Annotated in this window: 17 protein-coding genes and 3 pseudogenes; 13 read left to right on the top strand and 7 right to left on the bottom strand. The window is 68.8% G+C overall.

The window, feature by feature from the left end:
- The first annotated feature begins 8 nt into the window (after window positions 1-8).
- The 4 genes and pseudogenes from moaA to AB0I98_RS15350 all read left to right on the top strand — a co-directional run bounded on the left by moaA (window position 9) and on the right by AB0I98_RS15350 (window position 2,932).
- Window positions 9-998 carry a GTP 3',8-cyclase MoaA gene (gene moaA / locus AB0I98_RS15365; protein WP_362940914.1) on the top strand — a complete coding sequence of 330 codons (990 nt, stop codon included), beginning with the start codon at window positions 9-11 and terminating at the stop codon, window positions 996-998.
- Between the two features lie 4 nt (window positions 999-1,002).
- Window positions 1,003-1,311 (top strand): annotated as a pseudogene (locus tag AB0I98_RS15360) (molybdenum cofactor biosynthesis protein MoaE); the annotation flags it as partial.
- Between the two features lie 176 nt (window positions 1,312-1,487).
- Window positions 1,488-2,585 carry an NmrA family NAD(P)-binding protein gene (locus tag AB0I98_RS15355; RefSeq protein WP_362940910.1) on the top strand — a complete coding sequence of 366 codons (1,098 nt, stop codon included), beginning with the start codon at window positions 1,488-1,490 and terminating at the stop codon, window positions 2,583-2,585.
- Window positions 2,501-2,932 (top strand): ester cyclase, encoded by a 432-nt coding sequence (locus tag AB0I98_RS15350; protein WP_362941297.1) that lies wholly within the window; start codon window positions 2,501-2,503, stop codon window positions 2,930-2,932. The genes AB0I98_RS15355 and AB0I98_RS15350 overlap by 85 nt, the downstream gene beginning before the upstream one ends.
- 166 nt (window positions 2,933-3,098) lie before the next feature.
- On the opposite strand, the pseudogene AB0I98_RS15345 reads toward AB0I98_RS15350, so the two are convergent.
- The 3 genes and pseudogenes from AB0I98_RS15345 to AB0I98_RS15335 all read right to left on the bottom strand — a co-directional run.
- Window positions 3,099-3,209: pseudogene (locus AB0I98_RS15345) on the bottom strand (hypothetical protein); the annotation flags it as partial.
- 156 nt (window positions 3,210-3,365) lie between these two features.
- Complete coding sequence (locus tag AB0I98_RS15340) at window positions 3,366-4,244, bottom strand: alpha/beta hydrolase (protein ID WP_362940908.1); 879 nt, start codon at window positions 4,242-4,244, stop codon at window positions 3,366-3,368.
- Window positions 4,245-4,271: 27 nt separating this feature from the next.
- Window positions 4,272-4,352, bottom strand: a pseudogene (locus AB0I98_RS15335) (short-chain dehydrogenase); the annotation flags it as partial.
- Window positions 4,353-4,611: 259 nt separating this feature from the next.
- Here AB0I98_RS15335 and AB0I98_RS15330 point away from each other — a divergent pair.
- The 5 genes from AB0I98_RS15330 to AB0I98_RS15310 all read left to right on the top strand — a co-directional run bounded on the left by AB0I98_RS15330 (window position 4,612) and on the right by AB0I98_RS15310 (window position 9,780).
- The gene (locus AB0I98_RS15330) at window positions 4,612-6,111 is read left to right on the top strand and encodes an MFS transporter (protein WP_362940905.1); all 1,500 of its coding nucleotides are present in this window, start codon (window positions 4,612-4,614) and stop codon (window positions 6,109-6,111) included.
- Between the two features lie 236 nt (window positions 6,112-6,347).
- Window positions 6,348-6,917 (top strand): TetR/AcrR family transcriptional regulator, encoded by a 570-nt coding sequence (locus tag AB0I98_RS15325; RefSeq protein ID WP_362940902.1) that lies wholly within the window; start codon window positions 6,348-6,350, stop codon window positions 6,915-6,917.
- Between the two features lie 175 nt (window positions 6,918-7,092).
- Complete coding sequence (locus AB0I98_RS15320; RefSeq protein WP_362940899.1) at window positions 7,093-8,217, top strand: 4Fe-4S binding protein; 1,125 nt, start codon at window positions 7,093-7,095, stop codon at window positions 8,215-8,217.
- A 74-nt stretch (window positions 8,218-8,291) separates the two neighbouring features.
- Complete coding sequence (locus AB0I98_RS15315; protein WP_362940896.1) at window positions 8,292-8,861, top strand: TetR/AcrR family transcriptional regulator; 570 nt, start codon at window positions 8,292-8,294, stop codon at window positions 8,859-8,861.
- Between the two features lie 103 nt (window positions 8,862-8,964).
- Window positions 8,965-9,780: an oxidoreductase gene (locus tag AB0I98_RS15310; protein ID WP_362941294.1), complete on the top strand. Its 816-nt coding sequence runs from the start codon at window positions 8,965-8,967 to the stop codon at window positions 9,778-9,780.
- 65 nt (window positions 9,781-9,845) lie between these two features.
- On the opposite strand, the gene AB0I98_RS15305 is transcribed toward AB0I98_RS15310, so the two are convergent.
- From AB0I98_RS15305 to AB0I98_RS15295, 3 genes are all read right to left on the bottom strand, one after another.
- Window positions 9,846-10,217: a DUF1330 domain-containing protein gene (locus tag AB0I98_RS15305; protein ID WP_362940893.1), complete on the bottom strand. Its 372-nt coding sequence runs from the start codon at window positions 10,215-10,217 to the stop codon at window positions 9,846-9,848.
- Between the two features lie 41 nt (window positions 10,218-10,258).
- Window positions 10,259-10,960, bottom strand: a complete 702-nt coding sequence (locus AB0I98_RS15300) for an SDR family oxidoreductase (RefSeq protein WP_362940890.1) — start codon at window positions 10,958-10,960, stop codon at window positions 10,259-10,261.
- Between the two features lie 158 nt (window positions 10,961-11,118).
- The gene (locus AB0I98_RS15295) at window positions 11,119-12,486 is read right to left on the bottom strand and encodes a BTAD domain-containing putative transcriptional regulator (RefSeq protein ID WP_362940887.1); all 1,368 of its coding nucleotides are present in this window, start codon (window positions 12,484-12,486) and stop codon (window positions 11,119-11,121) included.
- Window positions 12,487-12,642: 156 nt separating this feature from the next.
- Between AB0I98_RS15295 and AB0I98_RS15290 the strand changes: the two genes are divergently transcribed.
- Both AB0I98_RS15290 and AB0I98_RS15285 read left to right on the top strand, forming a co-directional pair.
- On the top strand, window positions 12,643-13,158 hold the full coding sequence (locus AB0I98_RS15290) for a hypothetical protein (protein WP_362940884.1): 516 nt from the start codon (window positions 12,643-12,645) through the stop codon (window positions 13,156-13,158).
- Window positions 13,159-13,294: 136 nt separating this feature from the next.
- Complete coding sequence (locus tag AB0I98_RS15285) at window positions 13,295-14,488, top strand: macrolide family glycosyltransferase (RefSeq protein ID WP_362940881.1); 1,194 nt, start codon at window positions 13,295-13,297, stop codon at window positions 14,486-14,488.
- A gap of 198 nt (window positions 14,489-14,686) precedes the next feature.
- On the opposite strand, the gene AB0I98_RS15280 is transcribed toward AB0I98_RS15285, so the two are convergent.
- On the bottom strand, window positions 14,687-15,238 hold the full coding sequence (locus tag AB0I98_RS15280) for a DUF3455 domain-containing protein (RefSeq protein ID WP_362940878.1): 552 nt from the start codon (window positions 15,236-15,238) through the stop codon (window positions 14,687-14,689).
- A 325-nt stretch (window positions 15,239-15,563) separates the two neighbouring features.
- Between AB0I98_RS15280 and AB0I98_RS15275 the strand changes: the two genes are divergently transcribed.
- Together AB0I98_RS15275 and AB0I98_RS15270 are read left to right on the top strand one after the other, a co-directional pair.
- Window positions 15,564-18,887, top strand: coding sequence for a family 78 glycoside hydrolase catalytic domain (locus AB0I98_RS15275; protein ID WP_362940875.1), 3,324 nt, complete (start codon window positions 15,564-15,566; stop codon window positions 18,885-18,887).
- A 368-nt stretch (window positions 18,888-19,255) separates the two neighbouring features.
- On the top strand, window positions 19,256-21,031 hold the full coding sequence (locus AB0I98_RS15270; protein ID WP_362940872.1) for a protein-arginine deiminase domain-containing protein: 1,776 nt from the start codon (window positions 19,256-19,258) through the stop codon (window positions 21,029-21,031).
- The last annotated feature ends 32 nt before the right edge of the window (window positions 21,032-21,063 follow it).

The following is a 21,063-nucleotide window of genomic DNA, read 5'->3' as shown; positions in this document are numbered from 1 at the left end:
GAGGCCCCGTGCTCATCGACACCTACGGCCGGGTGGCCACCGACCTGAGGGTCTCGCTGACCGACCGGTGCAATCTGCGCTGCACGTACTGCATGCCGGAGGAGGGCCTGCAGTGGCTGGCCAAGCCCGACCTGCTCACCGATGACGAGATCGTCCGCCTCGTCGGCATCGCGGTCCGTGTCCTCGGCGTCACAGAGGTCCGTTTCACTGGCGGCGAGCCGTTGCTGCGCCCCGGCCTGGTCGGCATCGTCGAGCGAGTCGCCGCCCTCGACCCCCGCCCCCAGATGTCCCTGACTACGAACGGCATCGGCCTGGGGCGCACCGCGACGGCTCTGAAGGCGGCGGGCCTGGACCGCGTGAACGTCTCGCTGGACACCCTGCGCCCGGACGTCTTCAAGACCCTCACCCGCCGCGACCGCCACCAGGACGTCATCGAGGGCCTGCATGCCGCCCGCGCGGCGGGCCTGACCCCGGTCAAGGTCAACTCGGTCCTGATGCCGGGCCTGAACGATGACGAGGCCCCCGACCTTTTGGCCTGGGCCGTGAAGCACGACTACGAGCTGCGGTTCATCGAACAGATGCCGCTGGACGCCCAGCACGGCTGGAAACGCGACGGCATGATCACCGCGGGCGACATCCTGACCTCGCTGCGCACCCGCTTCGCACTGACCGAGGAGGGCTCGGAGAAGCGCGGCTCGGCGCCGGCGGAGCGCTGGCTGGTCGACGGCGGCCCGCACCGTGTCGGCGTCATCGCCTCGGTCACCCGCCCGTTCTGCGCGGCCTGCGACCGCACCCGCCTGACCGCCGACGGCCAGGTCCGCACCTGCTTGTTCGCCCGCGAGGAAACCGACCTGCGCGCCGCCCTGCGCTCCGACGCCCCCGACGAGGAAATCGCCCGCATCTGGCGCCTGGCCATGTGGGGCAAGAAGGCGGGCGCGGGCCTGGACGACCCGACGTTCGTGCAGCCGGACAGGCCGATGTCGGCGATCGGCGGTTGACCCGGTGGCAGCCCACGAACACCCCGGTGAGCAGGCGCACCCGCAGCCGATCAGGCTGATCGCGATACGACGGACACCACTCTGCCTGGACGAGGTGTTCCAGGCCGTCGGCGACGAGGCGGCGGGCGGGATCGCACGGTTCGTCGGCACGGTGCGGAATCATGACTCAGGCGCGGACGTGGACGGACTGGGGTATTCGTGCCACCCGACAGCCGAGGCCGAGATGCGGCGGATCGCGGAGAAGGTCGTGGCGAACCACCCGGTGCGTGCCCTCGCCGCAGTGCACCGGGTCGGTGAACCCGGCGAGCTCGCAGGCGCCTCTGCATCGCCCAGCTGTGAAGACCCGCGCCCCGGGGCACTTGCCGCCCTGAAACCGATCGGTGTACCGTGTGGGAAACCGATCGGTTTCCGAAGTGCTCATGGCCCACAGAGTGCGCCATATCCAGCGCGTGCTGATCGCGCGCGTACTCAACCTCGGAGTCAAAGACCATGTCTTCTCATGCCACCTCCACCATCTTCGTCATCGGCGGTACAGGGGCCCAAGGAATACCAATCGTCCGCGCTCTTGTCGCTGACAAGAAGTACTCCGTCCGGGCCCTCACCCGGGATGCCACCTCCCCGCGGGCGCAGGCTCTCCTCGCGCTCGGCAACGTCTCCATCCTCGAAGGGTCATTCGCCGACGAGGACGTGTTGCGTGAAGGATTTCGCGGATGCGACGGGGCGTTCATCAACATCGACGGGTTCAACACCGGCGAGAAGACCGAGACCTACTGGGCCATCCGTAGTTATGAGATAGCGATCGAAGAAGGAATCAAGTTCTTCGTCTACGGAAACCTCGACTATGCCCTCAAGAAGTCGGGCTACGACTCCAGGTTCCGCACCGGCCACTATGACGGCAAGGGCCGCATGGCCGAATGGGTGCTGTTCCAGAACGAAAAGAACAGGGACCGCATGGGAGCGGCGGTCTTCACCTCGGGTCCCTACATCGAGATGGTGATCTCACCGCTCACGCCCATGACACCCAGCATCGAGGACGGCGTCGTCACGTGGCGAGTACCGCTCGGCGAGGGAGCCGTTCCGCATGTGGCTCTCGAAGACTGCGGATTCTATGTCCGCTGGCTCTTCGACCATCCGGAGCGGGCCAATGGCATGGACCTCGAAGTCGCCATCGAGCACATGACCTATGCCGATATGGCGGCGGCATTCGAGAAGGTCACCGGCCATCCGGCGCAGTACATCGACACCGACCTGGAAACGTATTGGAACGGCCCCGACCTGAAGGGGATCGCCGATCACCCTGCCGGATACAACGCCGATCCCGACGACAAGAGCACCATGAGTTTCCGCGACAATTTCACGGGCTTCTGGAATGTCTGGAAACACGGAATCATCACCAGGGACTACGCCCTGCTCGACGAAATTCATCCCAACAGGATCAGAAGCGCGGAGGAGTGGTTCCGCCGAGAAGACCAGTTGGGAAGGGAACTCGGCAAGGGAAGCCTCTGGGAGAGGGTCCAGCCGGAGAACTGGAGCATGGACTCCGCGGTCCTCAAGAGCAGCGCGGATTTCAGGACGGGCAAGTTGTAGACGGGCGGAACTTCAGCTGGATCAGCCCGCACGGCCACGAGCACGGCCTTGCGGGTCGCCGCTCGCGAGCTGGAGCTCTACGACACTGGCAACGTCACCGGGGCGGACGAGGTGTTCGCCCCACATGTGATCGACCACAACCCCGTGCCGATGCCGCCTCGGGCATCGACAGCATGCGGGCGTCGATCGCCACGGTCCGCGACGGGTTCACCGACACGCAGCACCGGATCCTTTTCCAGCAGGAGCTTCCCGGCGGCTGGGTTGTCCTCCACTGGCAGATGACCGGTATCCACACCGGAGACGCCTTCGGCTTCGCTGCCAGCGGCAACCCGTGCAGCCTTCGGTGAGTTCCCGCAGTGGTGCGGTGCCCTTGTCGCGTGGGTTCTGGAGCGTCGGTCGCCGGGTGGACTCCTTCACGCGGGCACACCGTCTGACGGTTCCAGGCCGACATCGTGGCGGATCGTGGACTCGCTGCCCGCGTTCACGGGTGGTGCAGCAGTAGCAGCCGCACCCTCACTGCGGGTAGCGCCGCTTGCACGACCCCTGCGGGAGAAGCTTCGACAGCGCCGCCATCCACTGGGTGTTACCGAAGTAGCTGCCCCCGATCATGCTGACCGAACCGTTGGAGCCGGCGAGTGCGACGGCCCACCGTAAGGTGTCGTGGCCGTCGCTCTCCTCGTACGTGAACGGCTCCTACTGCCCCCGGAGGCGAACCGGCCACGGCCCCGTGCCGCCGGGCCGGTCGACATCTGTGCGCAGTAGGTCAGTGGTCCCGGGGGGTCAGGCCACCGCGTTCAGCAGGTCGGCCAGCACGTCGGGCCGTTCCAGGGCGATGAAGTGGCCTGCGTTGGGGACCTGGGTGAAGTCGGCGGCCGGAAGCAGTTGCTTGTTGGCTTGCCGGTCCGAGGGCCGGGACCAGTCCTTCTCCCCGTAGACGAGGTGGACGGGCGCCTTGACCTCGCGGTAGCGCGAGCGGGCGGCGATGAGGCTGGGCAGGCTCTGGTACACGGCCCGGGCGACCGTCGAGTAGCCGGGGCGGCTGCCCACTTGGAGGAGCTCGTCGACGTAGTCATCCCGCAGTGCGCTCTTGTCGCCGAGCCCGCCCTGCAGGATCTTGCTGAGGACGGGCTTGGGCTCCACCCCGGCGATCACGGGGCCCACGCCGGGCGCGAGGACACCGCTGACCACCACACGAGCGAGAAGGCTCGAACGGGCGATGCCGCCGCGGAAGTCGTACGTGTTCACCGCGACGACACGCCGTACCCGCTCCGGCAACTCAGCCGCGGTGGTCAGGGCGAGCACCGCACCCATGGACTCCCCGGCCAACGTCACGTCGTGGAGGTCGAGTTCGGTGAGGAGCCGCTTGACGCCCGCGCGCATGGCCGGCTCGTCGTACGACGCACCGGGCACGATCTCGGAGTAGCCCATCCCCGGCAGGTCGAGGGCGTACACGGTGTACCGGTCCGCGATCAGCGGGATGAGGTGGCGGAAGTGCTCGGCCTGGGTGCGCACGGTGTGCAGCAGAACCAAGGGAGCGCCGGTCCCCGCCTTGAGGTAACGCAGCGTTCCCTCGCGGCCGCCAGATCCCGCACGCGGAGCGATGGTGTGGCTGGTGGTCCCCGGAATGTGAATCGTGGGACGTGACTCTTGGCTGGGCATCTCGCCGACTCCTTGGGTGTGAAGGGGTTACTTCGCCGACTGGGCGTACAGCGCTGCCAGGTCGTCGGCGAGGCCCGCCTTGACCTGCCGTGAGATGTCGTCGGCGAGCGCCAACGGTCCTGACTCTCTTCGGAGCGAGAAACCGATCGGTTTCCATCCACAGTAAACCGATCGGTTTCAAGCCGCAAGCCCGGCAGGCCCCCGGATCCACCGGGGCGTTCCGCAGCTCCGTCGACAGAACAGCCGTGCCGCGACGCCGAGCAAGCGACCCGCTCACTTGCGCATAGGAAACCGATCTGTTTCCCTAGGTGGAAACAGATCGGTTTCCGGCCGATGGTCGGCCCATGACCAGCGACTAAGGGGAAAAGTGAGTACCACCTTCGACCGCGGAGCGCCCGCCTCCGGAAAAACAGACTCGGGCCGCCGCGGCTCACATGCCGTGCGCTGGTGGGTGCTCGTCGTGCTGGGCGTGGCGCAGCTCATGGTCACGCTCGATGCGACCGTCGTGAACATCGCGCTGCCCGAAGCGCAACATGACCTCGGTTTCAGCGACGGCAGCCGACAGTGGGTCATCACGGGGTACGCCTTGGCGTTCGGCAGCCTGCTGCTGCTCGGGGGCCGACTCGGTGACCTGTTCGGCCGACGTACGACGTTCGTGACCGGCCTGATCGGTTTCGCGGTCGCATCCGTCGTCGGCGGCGCGGCCGGCAGCTTCGAGATACTCGTCGCGGCACGCGTGGCCCAGGGCCTCTTCGCCGCGCTGCTCGCGCCCGCGGCGCTCTCACTGCTCAGCGTGACCTTCACCGACCCCGCCGAAAGGCCGAAAGCCTTCGGCATCTTCAGTGCGTTGTCCGGTGCGGGCGCCGCGGTCGGACTCCTGCTCGGCGGCATGCTCACCGAATGGGCGTCGTGGCGCTGGGTGATGTACGTGAACGTCATTTTCGCGGGCGTCGCGCTGGTCGGTGCGCTGCTGTTGCTGGCCAAGCCCGTGGTCACCGAGCGACCCAAGATCGACATTCCTGGCGCCGTCGTGGTGAGCGCCGCGCTGTTCGGCATCGTCTACGGGTTCGCGCACGTTGAATCCACCAGTTGGACCGACCCGGTCGCCCTCGGCTCCATGATCAGCGGCGTGGTGCTGCTCGCGGTATTCGCCTGGCTGGAGCTCAGGGTCGCGCATCCGCTGCTGCCGCTGCGCGTCGTGCTGGACCGGACCCGAGGTGGTTCGTTCCTGGCCGTGTTCGTCCTGGGCATGGGGATGTTCTCGATCTTCCTGTTCCTGACCTACTACCTGGAGGCCAGCATCGGCTACTCGCCGATCGAGGCCGGCTTGTCCTTCCTGCCGATGGTCGGGGGCATCGTCGCCGCGTCGACCACAGTTCCTTCACTGCTGCTGCCCAAGGTCGGCCCGAAGATCGTGGTCAGCGCCGGCTTCCTGGTCTCCGCATCCGGTATGGCCCTGCTGACCCAGCTCACGCTGGACAGCGGCTACGTCACCGACATCATGCCGGGCATGATCCTCTTGGGTCTCGGTATCGGTGCGGTGATGACCACCGCGTTCCAGGGTGCGACCGCAGGCGTGCACCACGAGGACGCGGGCGTCGCCTCGGCTCTGATCAACACCAGCCAGCAGGTGGGCGGCTCGATCAGTACGGCACTGCTGACCACCGTTGCCTCATCGGCCGCGACCGACTACCTGTCCTCGCACAAGCCCGGCGCGCTGACCGTGGCCCAGGCCGGGGTCGAGAGCTACACGGCCACCCTGGCGTGGGGCGCCGGCATCTTCGTGGTCGGTGCGGTGCTCACGGCGTTCCTGATGCCGAATTCAGCTCTGGCGCCGTCGGAGGGTGAGCCTGTGATCGCCCACTGAGCCTGAATCCACGTGGCGAGACATGCCCTGCGCTCCGGTCATCGCCGATAGTGGGCAGGGCATGCGCGATGTGGGCTGAATTTCCCGAGGCCGGTGGACACGCCGGCCATCGGAGGTGCCACCGGGGGAAGGCACAGCAGCTCACAGCAGCGCCGCCCGGCTTCTACCGCTTCCTGTCAGCACTCATCGTAAACCGATCGGTTTCCAATGGGCCGAAATCGAGTTAACCTCGCAATATGACCACCGAAGCAATGCCAAGCTCCCGAGAGCGGCTGCTGGAGGCAGCGGCCACGCTCACCTACCGCGACGGCGTCAACATCGGCGTCGACGCGCTGTGCAGGGCGGCGGGGGTGTCCAAGCGCTCCATGTACAAGCTGTTCGAGAGCAAAGGCGAACTGCTGGCGGCGAGCCTGGAGGAACGCGCCTCCGCCTATGTGGCGGCACTCCTTCCCGCGGCGGACGACAACCGTCCACCCCGCGAGCGGATCCTGCACGTCTTCGAACAGGCGGAGGCGCAGGCGGGTGAACCCGACTTCCAGGGCTGCCGATACCTCGTCGTGCAGATCGAGCTCAAGGACCCGAGCCACCCCGCGAGCCAGGTGGCCCATCGGGTCAAGGAGGACCTGACAGCCTTCTTCCGCGCCGAGGCCGAACAGGGCGGGGCGAGCGACCCGGACCTGCTGGCCCGACAGCTGATCCTGGTCTTCGACGGCGCCAGCGCCCGCGCGGGAATCAAAGCCGACACACAGGCCGGGCTCATCGCCCCCACCGTGGCCACCCTGCTTGATGCGGCACGCATGCGCTGACGCATCGCGTGACGAGCAGCTGCGGCGAGTGCTGATCGACAGGCCGAAGGAGAGGCTCGGCGCCTGGGCTTGCGCGTTGGGCTTGCGCGAGAAAACCGATCGGTTTACGGTGGTGAAACTGATCGGTTTCTCGCCGTGGTGGCGAGTCTCGCACCCGAGTCACGAAGGAGAACGGATGACTGCCGCGCGCGATGCCGAGGGGCCCCCGACGGATCCCAGGCTTCCGGCGAAGCTGGCCGCCCACCCGTCGGTACAGGCCGTACTCGCCCGGCGCGCGGCCGGTGACGTCGTGCGCCCGCCGGCGGTGATCGACGCGGCCTGGCTGCGCGAACTGTGCCTGACGGCCGGGGCGGACGACGTCGCCGCGGTCAGCCTGGACCACCCCGACCTGGCCAGTGAGCGCGAGCACGTACAGTCCGCGCTGCCCGGCACCCGCACCCTGATCGCGATGGCGGTCCGGATGAACCGCGACAACTGCCGCTCCCCCGCCCGCAGCGTGGCCAACCAGGAGTTCCACCAGGCCGACGAGCAGGCCAACCACGCCGCCCGCAGCGTCACCCAGGCCCTCCAGGACGCCGGTTACCGTGCGCTCAATCCGTCCGTCGGCTTCCCCCAGGAGATGGACCGCTTCCCCAGTGAGCGGATCTGGGTGGTGGCGCACAAGACGGTCGCGGTGGCCGCCGGGCTCGGCGTGATGGGCCTGCACCGCAATGTCATCCACCCGAAGTTCGGCAGCTTCATCCTGCTCGTGACCGTCCTGGTGGACGCGGAGGTGAGCGAGTACGGGCAGGCGCTGGACTACAACCCCTGTATCGACTGCAAGTTGTGCGTCGCCGCCTGCCCGGTCGGCGCCATCGCCAAGGACGGCGCCTTCGACGCGCTGGCCTGCACCACGCACAACTACCGCGAGTTCATGAGCGGGTTCACCGACTGGGCGCAGACCGTGGCCGACAGCGAGGACGCCGCCGACTACCGCTCCCGGGTCAGCGACTCCGAGAACGCCTCGATGTGGCAGAGCCTGTCCTCGCCCCCCGGCTACAAGTCCGGCTACTGCCTTGCCGTCTGCCCCGCCGGCGAGGACGTTCTGGGCCCGTACCTGGACGACCGCAAGACGTTCATGGACACCGTGCTGCGACCACTCCAGGACAAGAAGGAAACCCTGTACGTCCTGCCGGGCTCCCACGCGCAGGAGTACGCCCAACGCCGCTTCCCCCACAAGCCCGTCAAGGAAGTCACCGGCGGCTGGCATCCCCCGGCGAGGCGCTCCGCGTCCACCGACCGAGAGACGCGCACATCATGAGCGGCAGTCATCCCCTCTACGACCCCAGAAACCGATCGGTTTTCATTTCGTCCATTTCGGGTTAACCTCGCGGTATGACCACCGAAGTGAAACTGAGCCCCAGGGAGCGGCTGCTGGAGGCAGCGGCCACGCTCACCTACCGCGACGGCGTGAGCATCGGCGTCGAGGCGCTGTGCAAGGCGGCGGGGGTGTCGAAGCGCTCCATGTACCAGCTGTTCGAGAGCAAGGACGAACTCCTGGCAGTGAGCCTGAAGGAGCGCGCCTCCGCCTACGTGGCAACTCTCCTGCCCGCGGCGGACGACGGCCGGTCACCTCGCGAGCGGATCCTGCACGTCTTCGAGCAGGTGGAATCGCACGCAGGGGCGCCCGAGTTCCGAGGCTGCCGGTACCTGGCCGTGCAGATCGAGCTCAAGGATCAGAGTCACCCCGCGAGCCAGGTCGCCCATCAGGTCAAGGCGAACCTGACCGCCTTCTTCCGCGCCGAGGCCGAGCAGGGCGAGGCAAGCGACCCCGATCTACTGGCCCGGCAGCTCAGCCTGGTCTTCGACGGCGCCAGCGCCCGCGCGGGAATCGGAGCCGACAAACTTCCGGGGCTTGTCGCACCCACGGTGACCACGCTGCTCGACGCGGCGGGCGTGCGCTGACGCGTCACCCGTCCAGAACACTCGCGCTTGCACTTGCACCTTGAAACCGATCGGTTTACGGTAGAGGAAACCGATCGGTTTCGAGCGAGCGCGGGAGTCCATGATGACGACAGATCGGCCGGTGGCACTCGTGACAGGTGCGTCATCCGGCATCGGGAAGGAAACCGCGCTCGCCCTGGTTGCAGCGGGTTTCGATGTGGTCGGCACAAGCCGTGACACCGCTCGCGTCACCCCGTTCGGCGGTGTGACCTTCCTCGACCTCGACGTGGCCAGTGACGCCTCGGCCGCCGCGGCGGTCCAGGAGGTGAGCGAGCGGTTCGGGAGGATCGACGTCCTGGTCAACAACGCCGGCGTCGGCTCGATGGGGGCGGCGGAGGAGACCTCTGTCGAGCAGGCCCAGTCCGTCTTCGACACCAACGTCTTCGGGGTCATGCGCATGGTGAACGAGGTCCTGCCGCACATGCGCGCTCAGCGACGCGGGCGCATCATCAACATCTCGTCCGTGCTCGGGTTCCTGCCCCAGCCCTATATGGCCGCGTACGCCGCCTCCAAGCACGCGATCGAGGGCTACACCGAGTCCCTGGACCATGAGATCCGTGACCACGGCGTCCGGGCACTCATCGTCGAACCCGCCTACACCAGGACCGGGTTCGAGGCCAACAGCGCGAAGCCCGACACCCCCCTGCACGCGTACGCCAAGCAGCGGCAGACCGTCGACCGCGTCATGGCGCAGGCCGTCAGGAGCGGCGACGCCCCCGCCGTCGTCGCCAAGGCGATCGTGGCGGCAGCGACCGACACGAAGCCGAGGCCGCGCTACACCGCCGGCCCCCTGGCCGGACGCGCACGCGTACTGCGCCGCCTCGCTCCCGCCGCGGTCTTCGACAAGCAGATCCGCAAGATGAACCAGCTGGCCGACTGACGCAGGCCTCCGGACAGCGAAAGGGCCCACCGACTCCGTCGGCGGGCCCTCACGAATGATCGAGGCTAAGGCTTGAGCACCGCCAGTACATCGTCGAGCGAAACGTCGGCGGGGTCACTCATATCGGAACCATCGAACGTCTGCCAGATATAGGACGCCGTCCCGCTCTCCCGCAGCGGATGCAGGTCGGCCAATTCCGGATCGTCCCGGAAGCTGTTGAACGCCTCTTCGGACTCCCATTCAACGAGGAACAGGACCTGCCGTGGCGTGAGGTCACCGGCCACGTTGTCCCGGAAGCGGCCGAACGCCACCATTCGGCCACCATACCGCGGAGCCGCTTCGGGCAAGCGGCTGAAATACGCAAGGTATTTCTCCACGTCGACCACGTCGAACATATTCAGGGCGTAAAACTTCTTCTTCTCTGCATTCTCACTCATTGCCAATACCCTCTCCGGTCTCAGAAAACTGGTGTTCACTGCTACTTGGCGAGCTGGGGGTACAGCCCTGACAGGTCGCCGGCCAGGCCCGCCTTGACCTGGCGGGAGATCTCGTCGGCGAGCACCTCGTGGGCGCCGGTCTCGACGCCGTCGAGGGCCAGGGAGGCGACGTCACGCGGGTCGGACTTGGGTGCGTCGACGTCGGCCGCGAGGTCCGTGTCGACGTAGCCGACATGCAGTCCGGTCACCGCGATGCCACGCGGCTGGAGTTCGAGGCGCAGGGAGTTGGTCTGCGACCACAGGGCGGCCTTGGACGCGCTGTAGGAGCCGCCGAGCGCGATCCAGGACAGCACGGAATGCACGTTGAGGAGGTGGCCGCCGCCGTTGCGCTCGATGACCGGCACGAAGGCCCGGGCGGCCAGGAGCGGGCCGTAGAAGTTGGCCTCAAACTCCCGGCGCACGTCGTCGACCGGGGAGTCGAGGAAGGACGCGCCGACCGACGCGCCGGCGTTGTTGATCAGCACGGTCACGTCCTGCGCCTGTGCGGCGGCGGCCGCCACCGAGGCCGGGTCGGTGACCTCCAGCGCCACCGGGACCGCGTCCGGGTGCGTCACGGTGCGCGGGTCGCGGGCGGTGGCGTAGACCTTGCCGGCACCGCGCGCGTACAGCTCTTCCACCAGCGCCTTGCCGATGCCGCGGCTGCCGCCGGTGACGAAGACGTTCGCGCCCTTCAAAACAGTCATGACTCTCTCCGGAGAATGAGAAACCGATCGGTTTTCAGAATGGTAAACCGATCGGTTTCACGACGCAAGCTCAACGAATGAAGAGTGGGCCCGGCTGAAGGTGCGTCTGCCGAAGGAGCCAGCTATCCATGAAACCCAGGTCAGCGGCCTGGGTTTGTTTATTGCCTTGGGGCGCTCCGGTCAGCGCCTCCGGACCGTTTGGCGCCGCACGTCGCCAAGCTGCACCATCTGCGCCGCCCGCTCGCGTCGAGGAACAGCCAGCCGCAGTCCTCGCTAGGGCAGCTGCGGACCGTGAAGTGCCGTGGATCCGCGAGCAGTTCGCCCGCGCTGCGGGCCACCGCCAAGAGGGGCAGCCGTAAGCCCGCGGAGGGTGAGGGCTGCCAGTGTCCGAGGCCGTCCTCGCCACGGGTGAAGACCGAGTGCCTGGCAGCGTCCTCCACCGTGCCTGCCACCACCTTGAAGGCACGGGCGTCCTCCGGGTCGGTCAGGCAGGCGTACAGGTTCGTACGAAAGTGGCGAGCATCGGTGAGCGCGGCGGCGGCCTCGTCGGGATGTCGTAGCGCCTGTTCACGGAGGCGGGTGACCGATCGCTCGTCGATCAGGTCGATATGGCCGGCCCATACGGCGAGGGTGGCGTAGCCGCGCAGCCACTCCGATCCCGGCAGCCGGTCCCCGCCCCGGCCCCAGCCCGCGTAGGTGTTGCAGAACTCCAGTGCGGGGTGTCCGCTCGTGCTCCATGGCAGCCATTGGTCGTCGACCCGCACGGCGTACACGGGTCCAGGAGGCCGGTCCAGCCGGTGGTCGCCACGCAACATGCGGTCGTGCAGCGTCTGCAGTTCTGCGCCCGGTTCGATGCCGAACTCGGTTACCAGCGCCTTATGCGTGCCGCGGTACAGCGTGAGGGCATCGGCCTGGCGGCCCCCGCGGTAGAGAGCGGTCATCTGGGCGGCGACCAGCCGTTCCCGCCCTGGATGCTCCTCGACCAGCGGTGTCAGATCCGCCACGACGCGGTCGTGAAGACCCATGATCAGCTGTGCCTCCGCTCGCGACTCCACGGCGGAAAGGCGCAGTTCGTCCAGGGAACCGCCGAGGCGAGTGCGCAGCCGGTCGTCGGCCACGTCGGCGAGCAGCGGGCCCCGCCACAGCCCGAGGGCCTGGTCGTAGAGGCGGACTCGCTCCGCGGGATCACCGGCATCCGCCGCCTGCCGGACGAGGAAGGTGAACTCCTGGGCGTCGATCGTATGGGGGCCCTGCTCGACGGCGTAGCCGTCATGCCGGGTCTCGACCGGCACTCCGTACGGCCTGAGAGCAGCACGCAGTCGACCTATGTAGGTGTGGAGGGTGCCGCGGGCAGAAGCGGGCGCGTCGCCGTTCCACAGCAGGTCGATGAGGCGCTCGGTCGTCACGGCACGGCCGGCGTGCAGCAGCAGCACCGACAGCAGGCACCGCTCCTGGCGGCGGCTGCCCACCAGCACCTGTCGTCCCTCGTGGCGGGCGGCGAACGGACCGAGCAACTGGAACTCCATGGCGCTCGGCAGCCTAGGCCAAGCCTCGGCCCTGTCGGGCCGGGTGTGCGCGGTCCGTGCCGGTGGTGGTCAGGGTTTGGTCAGAGACCGACGCGAGACTGGCAACCGCCTCTTCGGCGGAACCTTCCCATCAACCGTCTGACCAGGGAGAGAGTCATGCGACGAACCGTTCGTCTCGCACCGCTGGTGCTTGCCGCCGTGCTGCTCGGAGCACAGCCCGCGTCCGCCGGTGCCGGCACCGGCACCGGGTGGGAACCCGCACCTTCCGCACCCTGGGACGTGGATGCCGGGCTGCGGTGCGACTTCCCTGTTCACGGCGAGCCCGTCATCGACGAGGTGATGAAGCGTGTGCTGGACACCTACCCCGACGGTGCCGCAAAGCGCGTCGCGTACAAGGGCGATCTGGTCGTACGGGTCACGAACACCGGGACGGGTGCCTTCTACGACGCCGACGTGAGCGGCTCGGCCATCGTCGAGCAGCGAACCGACGGCTCCCAGTTCTGGGCCGTGCACGGACCGGTGCTCGTCGGCATCGGCGAGGGCAAGGGCAACCTGCCGCGCGGCCTCTACATCATCGACGGGGTGTACACCATCGACATCAGCTCCGCCGGGTACAGGACCGTGAGCCTGGCGCATGGGACGAAGGACGACCTCTGCTCCCGCGTCGACTGACGTCTGCCCGACGATGCCGCCGACCGACCTTCGGTTGCCGGCGGACGTGTGGCCGGTTCGGTTCCGAGGGCTGCGTTTCCCCGTCGGGCTCCTTGGCGTTTCTCTGCCGTAGACCTCTATCCAAGGAAGTCCGGTTATGCCCCGTTCTGCACATATCGCCATGGTCGGCACGCCTCTGATCGACCATGTGCTGCCAAGCCTGGAGATCATCCGTGAGCTGGTGGCCCGCGGTCATCGGGTGACGTACGCCACCGCCACCCCCGTCGCCGAGCTGATCACCCCCACCGGCGCCGAGCTGGTCGGCATCACGTCCACTCTTCCGGTCGCCGGCCGTGACTGGCCGCAGGATCCCATCGCCTCCGCCTCCCTCCTCCTTGACGAGGCGATGGCCGTACTGCCACAGCTGCACGCCGCGTACGACGACGATCCCGCTGACCTGTACCTCTACGACGTCGGCGCCTACGCGGGCCGCGCGCTGGCCGAGTCGCAAGGCCGCCGCCTCGTCCAGCTGTCTCCGACGCATGTGGCCTGGGAGGGTGCCCAGGAGGAGATCGGCGCGGCATTCGCCCAGCTGCCCGGAGGGCCCGCGTACCGAGCGCGGTTCGCTGACTGGCTGGTCCGGTGCGGCGCGATGACGACCAACGTGGAGGAGTTCACCGGCCGCCCGCAGCGCGTGCTGGCCATGATCCCGCGCGCCATGCAGCCGCATGTGGAGCGGGTCGACACCGACGCGGTGACGTTCGTCGGCCCGTGCTTCGGCGCCGGTCAGCAGCAGGGCGGCTGGCTGCGGCCTGCCGGTGTGCACAAGGTGCTGCTGGTGTCGCTGGCCGGCTCGGCCCACCCCGGGCCGCGGGAGATCTACCACCAGTGTGTGGCAGCCTTCGCTGATCTCCCGGGGTGGCATGTGGTGTTGCAGACCGTCAGTGGCGGCGATATCGCCGAGCGGGTTCCCCGCAACTTCGAAGTGCGGCCGTGGGGGGCGCCGTTGGCGATTCTCGAGCAGGCGGACGTATGGGTGACGCACACCAGTGTGCGCAGCAGCAGTGAGGGCCTGTACGCCGGCGTGCCGATGATCGCGGTACCGAACGGGCCCGACCAGCGCCTCTACGCCGACCGGCTCGTCGAACTGGGCGTCGCCCGCCGTATCGACACGGCGGACATCACGGCGGAGACGCTGCGTACCGTCCTGATGGAACTCATCGGCGACCCCCAGGTCGCCACGCGCTCGGCATGGCTGTGGTCCGAGGTGCGCACCGAGGGCGGTACCCGTCGGGCCGCAGATCTGATCGAAGAGCAGCTCGCTGAGAAAGAGGAAAGGGTGGGCCGATAGCGCGGGGCAGGTGCATCAAGGCAGCCGGGGGCGCTGTCCTCCCCCTCGGCGAGCGACCGGTGTTCGGGGTCGGGGTCGACGTACAACACGTCGGAGAGACCGCGCCGGCGACCCGTCACGGACCTCGGCGGTGCTGTATCCAGCAGGGCAGGGGCCCCTCAGCATCGCCCAGAGGCCCCTGCTGTTTTCCTCAGCTCATCACTTGGCGGGCTTGTAGAAGGTGTAGGTGGCGGAGTAGCGGACGCTGGTCTGGTCGGTGCCGGTGCAGGCGGTGGTGGGGGCGACGCCGCCATGGGTGTCGAGGCGCTGGATGTAGGAGACGTCGGCGAATATCCCGGTGCCGCGGGTGGCGGTGGACTGCAGGAGGAGTTCGGGGATGGTGCCGTCCTTGGGGGAGCTGGCGACGGCGGCGGCGTTGACGGCGCTGCCGTCCACCGTGGACACCCAGACAGGGCCGCGGGAGTGGAGGGCGACAGGGCGACGGGAGCGGTCGTTCTTGGCCCAGAGGGTGGCGGCGGGCTCCAGCAGCTTCCAGGCGCCGTCGGTGCAGGTGTAGGTCTGGACGCCCTCGGCGGAGAAGACGCCGGTGAGCCGGTTGCCGTCGGGGACCTTCAGGGCGGGGGGAGCGTCGACGCCGGTGCGGGCGGGCTGCGGAGTCGCGGCCTGGCCGGCCGTCGCGCCCATGAGCGTGCCGGCGGTCACGGCGGCGAGAGCTGTGGTGGTGAGGACGAGACGCTTGGTGAGCTTCATCAGGTGGGTCTCCAGAGAGGTTTCTGAACCAGCTTCGCGGCGTAGCCCTCCGCGTGGCCCCGCCAGGTCGGGGTGGCAGATCGCGGTCGGGTGCATGGACAGAGTGCTCGGAGGCCGTCCTGGTTCCACAGGAGCGCTACCGCTCTCCCCAACCTCCGCTGTCACACACCTTGTTGAGCGCCACTCGCGCCCCTAGCATTTCACCGCAAGAGCGGATTGAATCGTTTCAAGACGCAAAATTCAACGCACATTCCAAAGCGCCACAGCACAGCTTCGTTGTCCGCAACTTCGTTGTCCGCAGCGACACAGTGAGCGAGGAACACGCATGGGCCGACCATGGAACCGGAGACTCTTCCTGAGAGGTACGACGGCGGGAGCGGGTGCCGGAATCACCGCGTTGTCCGCCGGTCAGGCGACGGCCGCCGGGCCACCGGCGCGGGGCCCGGAGGGCGACGACCACACCGGAGCACTCCGCACCGGAGCACTCCGCATCGAGCGCACCACCGTCGAGTACGCCGAGCGAGCCCTCGGTACCGACGTCGAACACCCCCGCCTCAGCTGGGAGTTGTCCGCTCCGGGGCACGGCGCCCGGCAGAGCGCGTACCAGGTGCAGGTGGCCCTCACCCCCGGGGAGCTGACGGTTGGCACCGGGGTGGCGGCCAGGCTGGTCTGGGACTCGGGGAAGGTGACGTCCGACCGCAGCGTGGGTGTCCCCTACGAAGGGCCCGCACTGCGTCCCCGTACCCGCTACCACTGGCGGGTACGGGCCTGGGACAGTGCCGGGCGCCCCTCCCGCTGGAGCGAGCCCGGCTGGTGGGAGACAACGTTGTCGGAAGCCGACTGGCAGGCCCGCTGGATCGGCGCCGACGCGCCGCCGGAGCCGCCCTCCCTCTCCGGTGCCTCGTGGATCTGGTCGCCGGGCGCCACGTCCTCCGACGCTCCTGTGGGGCCCTGTTGGTTCCGTGCGGCACTGCGTCTGCCGGACGACGGCACGCGGGTGCGGCGGGCCACCGTGGTCGCCACCGCCGACGACGACTTCACTCTCCATCTGGACGGCCGGCAGGTGCTGCACGCGCCGCAGCAGCAGGACGGCTGGCGCACCGGCCGTGCGGTCGATGTCACCGGGCTCACCGAGGAGGCCCGCGCCGCCGGCCGCCCGGTGGTGCTCGCCGCCCGTGCCACCAACCGCCCCGGCCCTTCCGTGAACCCCGCCGGCCTGCTGGTCCGGCTGATCGTCGAGACGGAGGACGGCGACGTCGGATCGTACGAACTGGTCACCGGGCCCGACTGGCGCGTTACCGCCACCGAACCCCAACAAGGCTGGCAGCGGCCGGAGTTCGACGACACGGACTGGGCCGAGGCCGCCGTACTCGCTCCATACGGGCAGGGACCCTGGGGCAGCGGCGTGAGCGTCGCCGTGCCGGAGCAGCCCGCGCCCCTGCTGCGCCGCACCTTCACCGTGCGGCGGCGGATCTCCCGGGCCCGCCTCTACATCAGCGGACTCGCCTACTACGAAGCCGAGATCAACGGCCGCAGGGTCGGCCGGCAGGTCCTCGACCCCGGCTTCACGGACTACGACGAGACCGTGCTCTACGCCGTCCACGACGTCACCGAGTTGGTCAGACGTGGCGAGAACGCCATCGGCGTCACCCTCGGCCGCGGCTTCTTCGGCATGACCACCCCCAACGTCTGGAACTGGCACCGCCCCCCGTGGCACGGCGAGCCCCGGCTGCTGGCCCAGCTGGAGATCGACCACCCGGACGGCTCCCGCACCACCGTCGCCTCGGACGGCGAGTGGCGGATCACCGAGGGCCCGACCCTGTCCAACTCCCTCTACGCGGGCGAGACGTACGACGCACGCCGGGCCCCACGCGACTGGACCCGCCCCGGCTTCGACGACAGCGGCTGGCGGACGGCGGGTGTGCAGCAGGCACCGCGGGGCGCGCGCAGGGCGCAGCCGCACGACCCGATCGAGATCGTCGAGACGGTACGGCCGACGGAGATCTCCGAGCTCAGGCCCGGGGTGTACGTGGTGGACATGGGCCGCACCATGGCGGGCTGGACCCGCCTGACCGTCCACGGCGCCGACGCTGGCACCGTCGTCCGTCTCGTCCACGGCGAGAAGCTGAAGCCCGACGGAAGCGTGCACGCCGAGACCGGCCACGTTCCGGGCCGCTTCCAGACCGACGAGTACATCTGCGCGGGCGGCGGCGCGGACGAGGTCTGGGAGCCGAAGTTCTCGTACAAGGGCTTCCGTTACGTGGAGATCCACGGGCTGCCCGCACGACCGTCCCCCGAGCAGGTGCTGGGGCGGCTGGTGCACACCCGTGTCGAGGAGGTCAGCTCCTTCGCCTGCTCGGAGCCGTTCTACGAGTGGCTGGACGGTGCCATGCGCCGCACGGTTCTCAACAACCTGCACGGCATTCCGACCGACACCCCCATGTACGAGAAGAACGGCTGGACCGGCGACGCCCACGTCGGCACGCCGGTGATGACGTACGCCTTCGGGGTGCACCGCTTCCTGTCCAAGTGGCTGGGCGACCTGGCGGACAGCCAGAACGGCGCGGGGCAGATCCCCGTGATCGTGCCGAGCGGCGGCTGGGGCTACCAGGAGCTGGCCCCCTCCCCGGAGTGGACCACCGTCTACCCGTTCGTCGTCCGGGAGTTGTACCGGGTGTACGGGGACGAGCGCGCCACCCGCGAGCACTGGGCGACGCTGACCCGGTACCTGGACTGGGAGTTGTCCCGGCTGCGGGACGGGCTGGGGGTCACGGCGCTCGGCGACTGGGTGGCGCCCGGCTATGAGATTCCCCCGGAGGACACCCGGCTGACCGCGACCGCGTACCTTCACCGGGCTCTGCTGCACACCGCCGAACTGGGCGAACTGCTGGGTGACGGCGGGGTGGTGAAGCGGTACCGGGAGGCGGCCGAGAAGCTGAAGACGGCGTTCAACGAGGCGTTTCTGAGCCCGGAGGGCCACTACCGCACGGCGAAGGATCCCGGCTACCGGCAGACATCCAACGCCATTCCGCTGGCCTTCGGCCTGGTGCCGCCCGGCGCCCGTACGTCCGTACTGGACAGCCTCGTCGCGGACATCGAGGCGCGCGGCAACCATCTGAACACCGGCTGCCTGGGCACGAGTGTGCTGCTCAACGTGCTGTGCGCCCACGGCCGCCCGGACGTGGCGCACGCCGTCGCGACCCAGCGCACCTATCCGAGCTGGGGGTACTGGCACGACAACGGCGCCGACACCATGTGGGAGATGTGGCCGCTGGACTCCCGCTCCCGCGACCACTACTTCCTGGGCACCGTCGCGCAATGGCTGTACGAGAACGTGGCCGGGCTACGCCCGGGGGACGCCGGCTACCGCACCTTCTCGGTGCGCCCCGACGCCCGTACGGGAGTGAACTGGGCCCGTACGTCGATCCGTACGGTGCGCGGCGAGGCCGCCGTGGCCTGGTCACGGCTTGACCGGGAGCTGCGGCTGTCGGTGCGGGTACCGGTGGGCTCGACGGCCGAGGTGCATGTGCCGGGAGGGTCGCGCGACCGGGTGGCCGCACCCAAGGGCGCGGAGTTCCTGCGCAGCGATCCCGCGTTCGTCGTCTTCCGTGTCGGGCACGGGGAGTGGGCCTTCACGGGCCCGGCGTGACCGCGACTGGTAATGCTTGGGAGCTGTGGCCTGTCGTGTCGCCGCTCTCCGGGAGGTCGCCGACGCGTGGACGAGCTGCGGGAGGAGGCCGGCCGCGTCCAGGCCGAGCTGGCCGCGGCCGAGCAGGAGTGTGTGATCGCCCGCATAGACCCGCTGCCACGGCGGGAAGTCCCCGGGCATCGCCCGCCACTCGGTCCCGTTGCCCACGAGGCACGGTCGCCGCTTGAACCGTCCGTGGCGCGAGTACAACTTTCGGATGACCCGAGTCCGGTCGGTCGGCGGGGGTGCGGCTGCTGGTCGGCGGAGTGGATGTCTGGGGGAGTCGAGATGGGATGGAGGTGAGGGTCAGGACCACAAGGAGTACGTGAATGAGCGGAACCAGGCTCAAGGCTGCGACGGCGTTGGCGATCGCCCTGGCAACGGTGTCCGGCACCGTGTCGGCCGCCACAGCCGCCGACCCCGGAGGCATCCGGGCGGACATTCGTGCCGATGCGAACCGTGACGGTGCGGTCGATATCACCGGGGATTCCGATGCCGCGGGCAAGACGACGTGGAGCAGCGGGCGGGGCGCGATCTTCCTGCCGAACATCGGTGACAAGCAGCGGCGTTGCAAGACGAGGACGCCGGACGGCCGGTGGCTGTCCAATGCTCGGCTTGAGGCCTGCAACGACGCCCAGGGCAACGTCGTACGGGCGCCCGAGTACCTGGCGCCGCTGCGCACAGTCCCGGTCGACAACGTCTCGGACGCCGCCACCGGCAGCCTCCAGCTGGTCGGCGCGGGCAAGTCCAAGGTCCGGCTGTTCCTCAAGCGCGGCGACACCTGGACCTACGTCACCTCCGACACTCGCGTCACTGCCGCGGAACTGCGCGCCGGGCTCCAACTCGGCCTGGACGGGCGGGATGTCATACGGAAGGACTGGGACGGCCGGGTCACCGTCCGGTTCACCGTCACCGACGGCGACCGCACCTCCACGGACGAGGTGATGCTGCGCGCCGCTCCCGTCCTGACGCAGCATCATCTCCAGCGTGCGGAGCAGGCGTTGGTCGTGGACGGAAGCCGCCAGGACCCCAACCAGCGCAAGTTCGCCGAGCAGTTCGCCAAGGAGGTACGCAAGGCCGGTATCACCAAGCCGACGTACAAGTTCAAGGACGGCTCGGACATCTGGGCGCAGGACTTCATCGAACCCGGGTACGTCAGCATGCCCGGCCCCGGCGGCAAGCCGCGCGTCCTGCGGGTGATGATGCGGTCGGCGCAGATGGACCGCCCGGCCGGCAAGCAGGTCTTCGAGCTGCGCGGGCCAGGCGTCGGCGTCGTGCAGGTCAACAAGGGGAAGTACGACCAGATCAACTCCACGGGCAACCTGGAGACCATCCCGCCGTACGCCCACAACGGCAAGTCCTACCCGGCAGGCCGGATCATCACCGGCCGGCACGACTCCCGGCTGCCCGCGCACACGGCGTTCCTCGAGGCCCAGCAGGCCCAGGATCCGCTGGTGCTCGACACCGGCTGGCTCGGCATCGGTCATGTGGACGAGTTCGTGCAGTTCCTGCCCGCCGACACCCCGCGCGGCTGGAAGATCGGCATCGCCGACCCGGAGGGCACGCTCGCCCTGCTGCGCAAGGCACAGCGCGACGGGCACGGCCACACGAAGGTGTTCTCCATCCCGCGCTCCTACGCCAATGGCCGCATCCCCACGATCGACCAGGCCCTGTCCGACAAGAAGCTGCTCAAGGACAACGCCTACGCCGCCCGGAAGATCAAGGAGAACCTGGCGCTGCTGAAGCGCGAGACCGGCGTCACGGACGCCGAGATCGTGAAGGTCCCGGCGATGTTCGAGCGCTTCGGCTTCCCCGGACAGGGCGAGCCGTCGGACGGGGCCCCCAGGCTCGGCGCCTACTACCCCGGAGCCATCAACGGGGTCGTACTCGCCCCCCACAAGTACCTCGCCCCCAAGCAGTGGGGCCCGGTCGTGGCCGACAAGGACATCATCGCCGAGGCCGTGACCAAGGCGTACGCCAAGGTCGGCACCCGGGTGCGTTACCTGGACGACTGGCGCACCCACCACGTCGGCGGCGGCGAGGTGCACTGCGGCACCAACACGATCCGCGCCGCCGGCACCGCCTGGTGGAGCTCCTCCAAGTAGGCCCGGACCGCAATCCCCCTTACACAGGAGAC

Origin of the sequence: Streptomyces sp. NPDC050211, assembly GCF_040656035.1 — a bacterium.
Classification (GTDB): Bacteria; Actinomycetota; Actinomycetes; order Streptomycetales; family Streptomycetaceae; genus Streptomyces.
Note: the sequence above shows the minus strand (reverse complement) of the source record. Positions and strands in the feature narration are given on the sequence as shown.

Bases quoted from the DNA above. Each gene is read 5' to 3' on its own strand.
- AB0I98_RS15320 (WP_362940899.1), top strand. From the start codon at position 7,093: ATGACTGCCGCGCGCGATGCCGAGGGGCCCCCGACGGATCCCAGGCTT.
- AB0I98_RS15270 (WP_362940872.1), top strand. From the start codon at position 19,256: ATGAGCGGAACCAGGCTCAAGGCTGCGACGGCGTTGGCGATCGCCCTG.
- AB0I98_RS15310 (WP_362941294.1), top strand. From the start codon at position 8,965: ATGACGACAGATCGGCCGGTGGCACTCGTGACAGGTGCGTCATCCGGC.
- AB0I98_RS15300 (WP_362940890.1), bottom strand. From the start codon at position 10,960: ATGACTGTTTTGAAGGGCGCGAACGTCTTCGTCACCGGCGGCAGCCGC.
- AB0I98_RS15275 (WP_362940875.1), top strand. From the start codon at position 15,564: ATGGGCCGACCATGGAACCGGAGACTCTTCCTGAGAGGTACGACGGCG.
- AB0I98_RS15315 (WP_362940896.1), top strand. From the start codon at position 8,292: ATGACCACCGAAGTGAAACTGAGCCCCAGGGAGCGGCTGCTGGAGGCA.
- AB0I98_RS15285 (WP_362940881.1), top strand. From the start codon at position 13,295: ATGCCCCGTTCTGCACATATCGCCATGGTCGGCACGCCTCTGATCGAC.
- AB0I98_RS15280 (WP_362940878.1), bottom strand. From the start codon at position 15,238: ATGAAGCTCACCAAGCGTCTCGTCCTCACCACCACAGCTCTCGCCGCC.
- AB0I98_RS15355 (WP_362940910.1), top strand. From the start codon at position 1,488: ATGTCTTCTCATGCCACCTCCACCATCTTCGTCATCGGCGGTACAGGG.
- AB0I98_RS15325 (WP_362940902.1), top strand. From the start codon at position 6,348: ATGACCACCGAAGCAATGCCAAGCTCCCGAGAGCGGCTGCTGGAGGCA.
- AB0I98_RS15290 (WP_362940884.1), top strand. From the start codon at position 12,643: ATGCGACGAACCGTTCGTCTCGCACCGCTGGTGCTTGCCGCCGTGCTG.
- AB0I98_RS15340 (WP_362940908.1), bottom strand. From the start codon at position 4,244: ATGCCCAGCCAAGAGTCACGTCCCACGATTCACATTCCGGGGACCACC.
- AB0I98_RS15295 (WP_362940887.1), bottom strand. From the start codon at position 12,486: ATGGAGTTCCAGTTGCTCGGTCCGTTCGCCGCCCGCCACGAGGGACGA.
- AB0I98_RS15305 (WP_362940893.1), bottom strand. From the start codon at position 10,217: ATGAGTGAGAATGCAGAGAAGAAGAAGTTTTACGCCCTGAATATGTTC.